We start from the raw sequence: 12,383 nt of genomic DNA, 5'->3' as shown, positions 1-12,383 counted from the left end.
GCTGCCGAAGGCTGCGATCTTTTGATTCTGTTTTTAAGATCAAAAGATCGCAGCCTTCGGCAGCTCCTACTCAGATCAATACCGCTCCATCAAATTCGACCTAGACTTACATCATTCATTTCGACAAGGCAGTCTCCATGATTTCGATGTCTGCGTTCCACGCTATGCTCGTCCCGATCCTGAGCGGGATGATCCTGCTGGCGATCGGTTTCAACTTCCGTGACAAGAACGCCGGTGTGTTTGCCATGTGGATCGGCATGCTGATGATCCTCGCCACCGTGGTCTACAAGATCCTCGCCAAACTCAACGAATAAATCCGCCCCCGGCTCGCATTGAATGGGTGGGCCTCGTACACTCCAGCGAATCCGCCCCTTGCGAGGTTGACCGCCTAGTGTTCGCTCGTCTTTTTGCTTTGCCCAGTCTGCTTCTTGTATGCCTGATGACGCTGTTGCCGCTGGCGCCCGCCCACGCGGTCGGTCTGCCGGGCCTGCTCAACACCAACAAGGCACAGCCCGAAGCCCAGGAGCCGCTCGGCCAGTCCCTCGACGAAGTCATCAAGTCGCTGGAGAACGACAAGCAACGCGCGCAATTGCTGACCGATCTGAAGAAGCTGCGCGACGCCACCAAAAAAGCCCAGGCCAGCCCCGAAGAAGGTGTGCTGGGCTTGATCGGCGGCACCCTCGCCAATTTCGAAAAGCAATTCACCGGCGCCGACAGCCCGCTCAACCGCTGGGGCAACGAGTTCGACCTGGCCAAAGACGAACTGAGCGCGATGCTGCTGCCGGCCAACGAATGGCTGCCGATCATTTTCGGTTTCGCCATGATCCTCGCGGTGTGGAGCCTGCTCGCCGCCGCACTGATCTGGCTCGGTCACCGGGTGCGCATGCGTTTCGGCCTCACCGAAGAACTGCCGCAACACCCCAAAGCCCTCGACATGCTGCGCTTTGCCTTGCGCAAGCTCGGACCGTGGCTGATCGCGTTGGTGATGACCGTTTATATGAGCTACGCCTTGCCGTCGTCGCTGGGTAAAAGCCTGGCGATGGTGCTGGCCTATGCGCTGGTGGTCGGCACCTGTTTCTCGGCGATCTGCGTGATCGCATTTTCCCTGCTCGACGGCCCGCACCGCCATCGCGCGCTGTACATCCTGCGTCATCAGGCGTTCCGGCCGCTGTGGCTGATCGGCAGCTTCGCCGCGTTTGGTGAAGCGCTGAATGACCCTCGCCTGATCGAAAGCCTCGGCGTGCACCTGGCCCACACCGCCGCGACCATCGCCAATGTTCTCGCGGCGCTGTCGACCGGTCTGTTTATCCTGCGGTTCCGCCGCCCGATTGCGCACCTGATCCGCAACCAGCCGCTGTCACGACGCCTGACCCGCCGCGCGCTCAGCGACACCATCGAAATCCTCGGCACCTTCTGGTACGTGCCGGCGCTGGTGCTGGTCGGCATCTCGCTGTTCGCCACCTTCGTCTCCGCCGGCGACACCAGCACCGCACTGCGTCAGTCGCTGATCTGCACCGTGCTGCTGGTGCTGTGCATGGTGATCAACGGCCTCGTGCGCCGGCATTCCTTGAAACCGCAACGCGGGGCGAAACGTCACGCGCTGTATTCCGAGCGCCTGAAAAGCTTCTTCTACACCCTCGCGCACCTGCTGGTCTGGCTGGTCTTTATCGAACTCGGCCTGCGCGTCTGGGGCCAGTCGCTGATCGGTTTCGCCGAGGGTGAAGGGCATGACGTCAGCGTCAAACTGTTCAGCCTGATCGGCACGCTGATTTTCTCCTGGCTGATCTGGATCCTCGCCGACACCGCGGTGCACCACGCTCTCACCCGCTCGCGCAAAGGCCTGGCCAACGCCCGCGCACAAACGATGATGCCGCTGATCCGCAACGTGCTGTTCGTGGCGATTTTCATCATTGCGCTGATCGTCGCACTGGCCAACATGGGCATGAACGTTACGCCACTGCTGGCCGGTGCCGGTGTGATCGGTCTGGCCATCGGTTTCGGTGCGCAGTCATTGGTCGCGGACCTGATCACCGGCCTGTTCATCATCATCGAAGACTCGCTGGCCATCGATGACTACGTCGACGTCGGCGGCCACCTCGGCACCGTCGAAGGCCTGACCATCCGCACCGTGCGCCTGCGCGACATCGACGGTATCGTCCACACCATCCCGTTCAGCGAAATCAAAAGCATCAAGAACTACTCGCGGGAGTTCGGCTACGCGATCTTCCGTGTGGCGGTGCCGTACAACATGGAAATCGACGACGCGATCAAACTGATGCGCGACGTCGGCCAGAAGATGCGCAGCGATCCGCTGCAACGGCGCAACATCTGGTCGCCGCTGGAAATTCAAGGCGTGGAAAGTTTCGAGTCCGGCAGCGCGATTTTGCGCGCGCGGTTCAAGACAGCGCCGATCAAACAGTGGGAAGTTTCACGGGCGTTCAACCTGTCGCTCAAGCGGCATCTGGATGAGGCAGGACTGGATCTGGCGACGCCGCGCATGAGTGTGCAAGTGATCACTGCCGGTGGCGGCGAGCCGAAGGAATAGCACTCAAGCGCGCGGTTGCAGTCACAGGCAGGGAAGCCCGACAACAATAATCAAGGAGAAACCGATGCAACTGACGCGCATTGCCCAAGCCGTTCTACTCAGCCTGTTCGCCAGCCACGCTGGCGCCGCGACGTTGGAAAGCACCCGCACAACGATCGCCGAACAGGCGCAAAAACTCGAACCGGAACTGCGGGAAACCCGCCGCGACATCCACGCTCATCCAGAACTCGGCAACACGGAAAAACGCACCGCCGAACTGGTCGCCAAACAACTCAAAGCCATGGGCCTGGAAGTCAAAACCGGTGTCGCCCGCACCGGCGTGGTCGCCATCCTCAAGGGTGGCCTGCCCGGCCCGACCGTGGCCCTGCGCGCCGACATGGACGCACTGCCGGTCAAGGAAGTCGCCGACCTGCCGTTCGCCTCGAAAGCCAAAGGCACCTACCTCGATAAAGAAGTCGATGTCATGCACGCCTGCGGCCACGACGCCCACACCGCGATCCTGCTGAGCACGGCGAAAATTCTCACAGGCATGCGCGACACCCTGCCCGGCACCGTGGTGTTCTACTTCCAGCCCGCCGAAGAAGGCCCAAGCGACTTCATCCCCGACGGCAAAAACACCTGGGGCGCAAAAATGATGGTGCAGGAAGGCGTGATGAAATCACCGAAACCGGACGCGGTCTTCGGTTTGCACGTCTGGGCCGGTGTCCCCGCCGGCCAGATCGCCTACCGCCCAGGCGCCACTCTGGCCAGCTCCGACGACCTGCGCATCAAAATCCTCGGCAAACAAACCCATGCTGGCCGCCCTTGGGACGGCATCGATCCGATCACCGTCGGCGCGCAAACCATCGTCGGCCTGCAAACCGTAGTCAGCCGCCGCACCGATATTTCGTCTTATCCGTCAGTAGTCAGCATCGGCACCATCAACGGCGGAACGCGCTACAACATCATTCCCGAATCCGTCGACATGACCGGGACGATCCGCTCCTACGACTACGGCATCCGCCAGAAGCTGCATGCCGACGTCCGCCAGACCGTGGAGAAAATCGCCGAAAGCGGCGGCGCCAAAGCCGACGTGACCATCATCGAAAAATACGACCCGACCATCAACAACGCGGCGCTGACGGAAAAAATGCTGCCGACCTTGAAGTGGGCGGCCAAGGAAGACGTGGTGAATGCACCGCTGGTGGGAGGCGCAGAAGACTTTTCGTTTTTTGCCAAGGAAGTACCGGGGCTGTTTGTTTTTCTGGGCGTGACGCCACGGGATCAGGACATGAGCAAAGCCGCGCCGAATCACAATCCGGGGTTCTTTGTCGATGAGTCGGCGTTGGTGGTGGGCGTGAGGACATTGGCCTCGTTGGCGACGGATTATTTGTATGCCAATGCGGGGGCGGGCAAGTAGAGATGAGGTGACTGTGGGAGTGCCTTCGCGAGCAGGCTCGCTCCCACATTTGGACCGTGTGCAGCCTGCCAGAAATTGGTCGGCTCCCAGGCCGCCATCGCGAGCAGGCTCACTCCTACAAGGGATCGAGTACATCCGCAAGAAACAGGTCGGCTGTCAGGCCGCCATCGCTGGCAAGCCAGCTCCCACAGGGATTGAGTCCAACCGGCAAACCTATATCGCTTCGGCTTCTCACCACTCAACACAATGAGCGTTAGCTCAAGTACCGCTTTTGATCTTGATCCACGGGCGACGTCGGAAGGCTGAGTGGAGGGATTGATCCGGGGGTGGGAGCGCAGCGACCGTCTGGCGCAGCCAGACACAGCGGAAGGAGGTGCAGCGAAGCAAACCGGAGCCGCTGCGCCCGGATCGATACCGCAGCGAAGGAACCCGAGCCTGCGAGGGCCGAACGCAGGAGCAAGCCTTTTCGGTTACCTTTTCGGCGTTTGGAAAAGGTGACTCGCCGTAAGGGCGAAACCCTAAGCCGCCGTTACCGCAGCAACGGATATACACACCAAACCAACCGATAACCGCCCACAAAAAAACGCCCCAATCTCTCAACCAGGGCGTTTTCTTGAAGCTTGAAGCTTGAAGCTTACAACTGATCTCTTAGTGCGAAACCGCCCCACTCGCCCCCAACCCGGTCTGCGAACGCACAAACTGCGGGAAGAACAGCGCCCGCTCGTTATCCGCTGCCGCCGACTTGTCGGTAATCGAGAAGAACCAGATCCCGATGAAAGCAATGATCATCGAGAACAGCGCCGGGTATTCGTAAGGGAAGATCGCCTTCTCGTGATGCAGAATCTGCACCCAGATGGTCGGACCAAGCACCATCAGACCCACCGCACTCACCAGCCCCAGCCAGCCGCCGATCATCGCACCGCGCGTGGTCAGTTTCTTCCAGTACATCGAAAGCAACAGCACCGGGAAGTTACAGCTCGCCGCGATCGAGAACGCCAGGCCAACCATGAACGCGATGTTCTGGCTTTCGAAAAGGATACCCAAACCGATCGCCAGTACTGCCAAGGCAATGGTGGTGATCTTCGAGACACGAATCTCGTCCTTCTCGTTCGCCTTGCCCTTCTTGATCACACTGGCGTACAGGTCGTGAGAAACCGCCGAAGCACCGGCCAGCGTCAGGCCCGCCACAACCGCCAGAATTGTCGCGAACGCCACTGCCGAGATAAAGCCGAGGAAGATACTGCCACCGACCGCGTTGGCCAGGTGCACCGCCGCCATGTTGTTGCCGCCCAACAGCGCGCCAGCAGCATCTTTGAAGGCCGGGTTAGTGCTGACCAGCAGGATCGCGCCGAAGCCGATGATGAACGTCAGGATGTAGAAGTAGCCAATGAAGCCGGTTGCGTAGAGCACGCTCTTGCGGGCTTCTTTTGCGTCACTCACGGTGAAGAAGCGCATCAGAATGTGTGGCAGGCCTGCGGTACCGAACATCAGCGCCAGACCCAGCGAGAAGGCTGAAATCGGATCCTTGACCAGACCGCCCGGACTCATGATCGCCTCGCCCTTGGCGTGAACCTTGATCGCCTCGGAAAACAGCGTGTTGAAGTCGAAGCCTACGTGCTTCATGACCATCAGCGCCATGAACGAGGCGCCGGACAGCAGCAATACAGCCTTGATGATCTGCACCCAAGTGGTCGCCAGCATGCCGCCGAACAACACGTACATGCACATCAGCACACCCACCAGAATTACCGCAACGTGGTAGTCCAGACCGAACAACAGCTGGATCAACTTGCCGGCACCGACCATTTGCGCGATCAGGTAGAACGCCACCACCACCAGCGAACCGCAGGCAGACAGGGTGCGGATCTGGGTTTGCCCGAGGCGGTAGGACGCCACGTCGGCAAAGGTGTATTTACCCAGGTTACGCAGGCGCTCGGCAATCAGGAACAGAATGATCGGCCAGCCTACCAGGAAGCCGATCGAGTAGATCAGGCCATCGTAGCCGGAGGTGAACACCAGAGCGGAAATCCCCAGGAAGGACGCCGCCGACATGTAGTCACCGGCAATCGCCAGACCGTTCTGGAAACCGGTGATCTTGCCGCCCGCCGCATAGTAGTCGGCCGCCGAGTTGTTTTTCTTCGAGGCCCAGTAGGTGATGTACAGGGTCGCGCCAACGAACGCGACGAACATCAGGATCGCAGGAATGTTCAGTGGCTGTTTGGCCACTTCACCGGTCAACGCATCAGCCGCCCAGACACTCGGTGCGACCGCAGCAACGCTCAAAAGAGCCAGTAGACGCCGGATCATTGCTGAGCCTCCTTGAGAATCGCATTGTTCAGGTCGTCGAACTCGCCATTGGCGCGGCGCACGTAGATAGCGGTGAGGATGAATGCAGAAAGAATGAGTCCGACACCGATTGGAATTCCCCAGGTAATCGAGGATTCCGGACTGAGTTTCGCGCCCAGAATGTGCGGCCCGTAAGCGATCAACAGGATGAAGCCAGAGTAAAGCCCGAGCATGATCGCCGAGAGTATCCAGGCGAACTTTTCCCTTTTTCGCACCAGCTCCTTGAATCGGGGACTGTTTTGAATCGAGAGGTAAATGCTGTCGTTCATTGTTTTTATCCTCGCAGCACAGATTATTGTTGGAACATAGCTAATGTATGCGGCTGCGAGCGCGGGAACAGACGACCTTAGTAGTAGAACGCCATGACACTTTTGCCAATTTCAAGCATGCATAAATAAATGTGGGAGCGAGCCTGCTCGCGAAAGCGTCGGTTCAGTCGAAATATGTATCAACTGACAGATCGCATTCGCGAGCAGGCTCGCTCCCACAGGTTTAGGCGGTGTGGCGGTTATTTGGTCCAGTCAGCCACGCGATCCGGGTGCTTGGCGACCCAATCCTTGGCCGCTGCGTCAGGCTTGGCACCGTCCTGAATCGCCAGCATCACTTCGCCGATTTCGTCTTTCGACGCCCACTGGAAGTTCTTCAGGAACTTGGCCACTTCCGGCGCTTTGGTAGCGAGCTCCTTGCTGCCAATGCTGTTCACGGTTTCAGCCGCGCCATACACGCCTTTCGGGTCGTCGAGGAAGCGCAGTTTCCACTTGGCGAACATCCAGTGCGGCACCCAACCGGTGACGGCGATGGATTCGTTTTTCTTCTCGGCACGGGTCAGCTCGGCGATCATGCCGGCGCCGGAACTGGCTTTGAGGGAGTACTTGTCGAGGCCATAATCCTTGATCGCCTGATCGGTCTTGAGCATGACGCCTGAACCGGCGTCGATACCGACGATACGGTTTTTGAAGGTGTCGTCGGTCTTCAGGTCTTCGATGGATTTGGCTTTGACGTATTCAGGCACGATCAGGCCGATTTTCGCATCCTTGAAGTTCGGGCCGTAATCGACAACCTGATCCTTGTTTTTCGTCCAGTATTCGCCGTGGGTCACTGGCAGCCAGGCCGACAGCATGGCGTCGAGTTTGCCGGTGGCCACGCCCTGCCACATGATCCCGGTGGCAACGGCTTGCAGCTTCACGTCGTAACCGAGTTTCTGTTTGATCACTTCGGCCGCCACATGGGTGGTCGCGACGCTGTCGGACCAGCCGTCAACGTAACCGATGTTCAGGGTCTGCTTTTCTGCACTGGCGAAAGTGGAACTCATCGCAAGCACCAGAGCAGCACTTGCGCCTAAAAGTCGTCGCATCTTCATCGTTACTTCCCCGAAATGCTGCGCCCGACGGATGACGGGCGGCGTCAACGTATTGTTATGGTGCACGGCGCCCCCATCACGCCTGACCGCAAACTCGTTCGAACATCAGCGGAGTACTGATGGCTTGATCATCAACCTCACGCGGTAGTCGACCTGCTCTGCCAGCGACCTCAAGGCAACGAGAAACGACATCAGAAAGCCATTAATCGCGACTCTATAAATGACGCCAAATAATCCGCCCGAACTTTGCATGTCAAAATCATGCGGGCCACCAACCCCTGTATAAATGCAGGTAACATGCGTCGCTTTGCAGCCACTCGGCCTGACCATGTCCGCGACCTCCCGTTTCCCTTTTCTGCCTTATCTCTTCGCCTGCCTGCTGGGGCTGTTTGCCCTCGGTGGCTTCTGGTACGGCCTCGGCCAACCGGTGATCCTGCCGGACGCCGCGACCCCGACGCATAAATTGCAGTGCGCCTCCTACACCCCGTTCGATAAAGACCAATCGCCGTTCGATGTGCCGTTCAAACTGCGCCCGGAGCGCATGGACGCCGATCTCGAATTGCTGGCGACACGTTTCGAGTGCATTCGCACCTATTCGATGGCGGGACTTGAGGCGCTGCCGGAGCTGGCGCGCAAACACGGCTTGAAATTGATGATCGGCGCCTGGGTCAACAGCAACCCGGTGGAGACCGAGAAAGAAGTCGACCTGCTGATCAAATCGGCCAACGCCAACCCGGACGTGGTCAGCGCGGTGATCGTCGGCAACGAAGCCTTGCTGCGCAAGGAAGTCACCGGCGCGCAACTGGCCCGGTTGATCAACAAGGTCAAGGGCCAGGTCAAGCAACCGGTCACCTATGCCGATGTCTGGGAGTTCTGGCTCAAGCATCCGGAAATCGCACCGGCGGTGGATTTTCTGACCATCCACTTGCTGCCGTACTGGGAGGATGATCCGTCGAACATTGACGTCGCCCTGCAACATGTCGCGGATGTGCGTCAGGTGTTCGGCAATAAATTCGCGCCGAAAGACGTGATGATTGGCGAAACCGGCTGGCCGAGCGAAGGCCGCCAGCGTGAGACCGCTTTGCCGAGCCGGGTCAACGAGGCCAGGTTCATTCGTGGTTTTGTCGCAATGGCCGAGAAGGAAGGCTGGCATTACAACCTGATCGAAGCCTTCGACCAGCCGTGGAAACGCGGCAGTGAAGGCGCGGTGGGCGGTTACTGGGGGCTGTACGATGCGGATCGTCAGGACAAAGGCGTACTCGCCGGGCCGGTGACCAATGTGCCGTTCTGGAAGGAATGGCTGGCGGTCGGCGGGTTGATTTTCCTTGGCACGCTGATCCTTGGCGGTCGCGTTCGCACGACGCGCTCGGCGCTGGTGTTGCCGCTGCTGGGCGCCCTCGCCGCTTGCTCGATTGGCGCCTGGGGTGATCTGGCGCGGGTGACCACGCGGTTCACCAGTGAGTGGCTGTGGGTCGGTTTGCTGACGGCGCTGAATCTGTTGGTACTGGCACACGCGGCACTGACGCTGAGCAAGCGGACTGGCTGGCGTGAACGGGTGTTCAATCTGCTGGAGCGGCGCGCCGGATGGCTGGTCGCGGCAGCAGGCTTTGCCGCAGCGGTGATGATGCTGGAGATGGTGTTTGATCCGCGTTATCGCAGCTTTGCAAGCATGGCGTTTGTGCTGCCGGCGCTGGTTTATCTGTGCCGGCCGGTCAGCGTGCCGCGTCGTGAAATTGCCTTGCTGACCTTCATTGTCGGCGCGGGGATTGCGCCGCAGCTGTATCAGGAAGGTTTGCAGAATCAGCAGGCATGGGGTTGGGCGTTGGTGAGTGTGTTGATGGTGGCGGCTCTGTGGCGCTGCCTGCGCGTTCGAAAAGACTGATCAAAAGCAAGATCAAAAGATCGCAGCCTTCGGCAGCTCCTACAAGGTGTACGCCATTTCAATGTAGGAGCTGCCGAAGGCTGCGATCTTTTCCATCAGGCGCTACGGGACTCGCGGACCAACCGCAACCCGGCAATCACCAGCGCAAATACCGCCAGCGTGGTGTTGTACAACGCCAGTGCCGGCATCCCAAACACCAGCGCCAGCACCGCCAGCCACCACCCTGCCCGCCCGGGCAAGACAAAACCGATCAACGCCGCGCCCAACGCCGTCCAGCCCAATACCTTGAAGTGAATCATCAAGCCCAGGTTCGAACGCACCTGACATTCCCAGCGACTGGCCTCGTCGACGCAGATGCCCACCCATTTTCCGTCTTCCATAAAGCCATAACGCGCGCCATAACTGGCGGCCAGCCACAACGGCAACAGAACGAGCAGCAAAATCACGGGCAAACGGCGGGACATGAAACACTCCAATCTTCGGAAATCGGCGGCCAGCTTAATCTGCCGCCAGCCGTGTGCAAGAACTAACAACTGTTAACTGTTCATTCAGGGCGTGCAAAGTGTATCGTCCAGCTACTATTACCCCGAATTCTGCCTGTTTGGTGCCGCAGCATGGCACTTTGGCGCAACCCCGGTGGTCATAGCCTGCGAACTTCATTCGGCACCTTCCTCTAAGGGATCTAGTCATGCTCCGTTCCTTGCGCTTCGCCGCGCTGTTCAGCGGCCTTATTCTGAGTGCGTCCGCACTGGCGATGGATATCGATGCCGCCAGTTATGGCTACCCCCTGACCAACCCGTTCGAGGCGACTATCGCCACGACTCCGCCGGACTTGCGCCCGGAATTGCCGCTGGACGACGACATCAATCAGTCGGACCGCAGCCTGACGTTGCGCCCGGAGCGAGAGTTCATCCTGCCGGACAACTTCTGGGCAGTAAAAAAGCTCACCTACCGCATCGCCACCCAGGACAAGCCAGCACCGCTGATCTTCCTGATCGCTGGCACCGGCGCGCGCTATGACAGCACGCTCAACGAATACCTGAAAAAGCTCTACTACAAGGCCGGCTACCACGTCGTGCAGTTGTCGTCGCCAACCAGCTTCGACTTCATCAGCGCTGCCTCACGCTTCGCCACCCCGGGCGTGACCAAGGAAGACGCCGAAGACATGTACCGGGTAATGCAGGCCGTGCGCGCGCAAAACCCGAAACTGCCGGTGACCGAGTACTACCTGACCGGTTACAGCCTGGGCGCCCTGGACGCGGCGTTTGTCGCGCATCTGGACGAAACGCGCCGCAGCTTCAATTTCAAGAAAGTCCTGCTGCTCAATCCGCCGGTCAACCTCTATACCTCGGTGACCAACCTCGACAAGCTGGTGCAAACAGAGGTGAAAGGCATCAACAACAGCACCACTTTCTATGAACTGGTGCTGTCGAAGCTGACCCGCTACTTCCAGCAGAAAGGCTACATCGACCTCAACGATGCGCTGCTCTACGACTTCCAGCAGTCCAAGCAGCACCTGACCAACGAACAGATGGCGATGCTGATCGGCACCTCGTTCCGCTTCTCGGCGGCCGACATTGCCTTCACCTCCGACCTGATCAACCGTCGCGGCCTGATCACCCCGCCGAAATTTCCGATCACCGAAGGCACCAGCCTCACGCCTTTCCTCAAGCGTGCGCTGCAGTGCGATTTCGACTGCTACCTGACCGATCAAGTGATTCCGATGTGGCGCGCGCGCACCGACGGCGGCAGCCTGCTGCAACTGATCGATCAGGTCAGCCTGTATGCGCTCAAGGATTACCTGCACGACAGCCCGAAAATCGCCGTCATGCACAACGCCGATGACGTGATCCTCGGCCCGGGCGACCTCGGTTTCCTGCGTAAAACATTCGGTGATCGCCTGACCGTTTACCCACTGGGCGGCCATTGCGGCAACCTTAACTACCGCGTCAACAGCGACGCCATGCTGGAGTTCTTCCGTGGCTAAATATCTCCTGCTGATGGCAGCGCTCCTCTGCGCAGGCGTGGCCCAGGCCGACAACAGTAAAGCCAACGCGCCGGTCGTCGTCGACAGCGACGGCTTCAAGGAGCCGCTGTCCAAACTCAAGTTCAACCCAGGGCTGGATCAGCGCGAATTCGAGCGTTCGACGCTCAACGCGCTGAACGTCTACGACCCGCTGGAATCGTGGAACCGCCGGGTTTACCACTTCAACTACCGCTTCGATCAATGGGTGTTCCTGCCGGTGGTCGATGGCTATCGCTACATCACGCCAAGCTTCGTGCGTACGGGTGTGAGCAACTTCTTCAACAACCTCGGTGACGTGCCGAACCTGGTCAACAGCCTGTTGCAGTTCAAAGGCCAGCGCTCGATGGAAACCACCGCACGCCTGCTGCTCAACACCACCATCGGCATCGCCGGCCTGTGGGACCCGGCCACCGCCATGGGCCTGCCGCGTCAGAGCGAAGACTTCGGCCAGACCCTGGGCTTCTACGGTGTACCGGGAGGCGCCTACTTCGTACTGCCGATCCTTGGCCCGTCGAACATCCGTGACACCGCCGGTCTTGCCGTGGATTACACCGCCGAATCGGCGGTCAACTTCCTCAACGTCTCGGAAGTCAGCTCCAACCACCCGGAAATCTGGGCCCTGCGTGCGGTCGACAAGCGCTACCAGACCAGCTTCCGTTACGGCCAGATGAATTCGCCGTTCGAGTACGAGAAAGTGCGTTACGTTTACACCGAAGCGCGCAAGTTGCAGATCGCCGAGTAATTTCGCCAGGTACGAAAAAGGGCCATTCGATGCGAGTCGAATGGCCCTTTTTCATGGCATCACCAAAATCCAATGTGGGAGCG

At 59.4% G+C, this 12,383-nt stretch carries 10 protein-coding genes; 6 read left to right on the top strand and 4 right to left on the bottom strand.

Annotated features, from left to right (window positions below):
• Window positions 1–137 precede the first annotated feature (137 nt).
• From M9827_RS04795 to M9827_RS04785, 3 genes are all read left to right on the top strand, one after another.
• Window positions 138–314: a hypothetical protein gene (locus tag M9827_RS04795; RefSeq protein WP_250603855.1), complete on the top strand. Its 177-nt coding sequence runs from the start codon at window positions 138–140 to the stop codon at window positions 312–314.
• 77 nt (window positions 315–391) lie between these two features.
• A complete protein-coding gene (locus M9827_RS04790) occupies window positions 392–2,545 on the top strand; it encodes a mechanosensitive ion channel family protein (RefSeq protein WP_250603853.1) in 2,154 nt (717 codons plus the stop codon).
• Window positions 2,546–2,609: 64 nt separating this feature from the next.
• The gene (locus M9827_RS04785; protein ID WP_250603851.1) at window positions 2,610–3,944 is read left to right on the top strand and encodes an amidohydrolase; all 1,335 of its coding nucleotides are present in this window, start codon (window positions 2,610–2,612) and stop codon (window positions 3,942–3,944) included.
• Between the two features lie 648 nt (window positions 3,945–4,592).
• On the opposite strand, the gene M9827_RS04780 is transcribed toward M9827_RS04785, so the two are convergent.
• The 3 genes from M9827_RS04780 to M9827_RS04770 all read right to left on the bottom strand — a co-directional run bounded on the left by M9827_RS04780 (window position 4,593) and on the right by M9827_RS04770 (window position 7,650).
• Complete coding sequence (locus M9827_RS04780) at window positions 4,593–6,251, bottom strand: cation acetate symporter (RefSeq protein WP_250603849.1); 1,659 nt, start codon at window positions 6,249–6,251, stop codon at window positions 4,593–4,595.
• Window positions 6,248–6,559, bottom strand: a complete 312-nt coding sequence (locus M9827_RS04775) for a DUF485 domain-containing protein (RefSeq protein WP_007919908.1) — start codon at window positions 6,557–6,559, stop codon at window positions 6,248–6,250. The genes M9827_RS04780 and M9827_RS04775 overlap by 4 nt, the downstream gene beginning before the upstream one ends.
• A 239-nt stretch (window positions 6,560–6,798) precedes the next feature.
• Window positions 6,799–7,650 carry a glycine betaine ABC transporter substrate-binding protein gene (locus M9827_RS04770; RefSeq protein WP_007919916.1) on the bottom strand — a complete coding sequence of 284 codons (852 nt, stop codon included), beginning with the start codon at window positions 7,648–7,650 and terminating at the stop codon, window positions 6,799–6,801.
• Between the two features lie 286 nt (window positions 7,651–7,936).
• Between M9827_RS04770 and M9827_RS04765 the strand changes: the two genes are divergently transcribed.
• Window positions 7,937–9,532, top strand: a complete 1,596-nt coding sequence (locus M9827_RS04765) for a glycoside hydrolase family 17 protein (RefSeq protein ID WP_250603847.1) — start codon at window positions 7,937–7,939, stop codon at window positions 9,530–9,532.
• Between the two features lie 95 nt (window positions 9,533–9,627).
• Here the strand turns inward: M9827_RS04765 and M9827_RS04760 are convergent, their stop codons facing one another.
• Entirely contained in the window at window positions 9,628–9,996 is a 369-nt protein-coding gene (locus M9827_RS04760) for a hypothetical protein (protein ID WP_007919927.1), read from the bottom strand.
• Between the two features lie 224 nt (window positions 9,997–10,220).
• Here M9827_RS04760 and mlaY point away from each other — a divergent pair, with 224 nt between their 5' ends.
• Window positions 10,221–11,519, top strand: a complete 1,299-nt coding sequence (gene mlaY, locus M9827_RS04755; protein ID WP_250603845.1) for a lipid asymmetry maintenance lipase MlaY — start codon at window positions 10,221–10,223, stop codon at window positions 11,517–11,519.
• A 13-nt stretch (window positions 11,520–11,532) separates the two neighbouring features.
• Window positions 11,533–12,300 (top strand): MlaA family lipoprotein, encoded by a 768-nt coding sequence (locus M9827_RS04750; RefSeq protein WP_284676780.1) that lies wholly within the window; start codon window positions 11,533–11,535, stop codon window positions 12,298–12,300.
• The last annotated feature ends 83 nt before the right edge of the window (window positions 12,301–12,383 follow it).

Origin of the sequence: Pseudomonas sp. AKS31 (genome assembly GCF_023634765.1) — a bacterium.
GTDB lineage: Bacteria > Pseudomonadota > Gammaproteobacteria > Pseudomonadales > Pseudomonadaceae > Aquipseudomonas.
The sequence above is the reverse complement of the archived record's forward strand: the minus strand, read 5'-3'. Positions and strand labels throughout refer to the sequence as shown.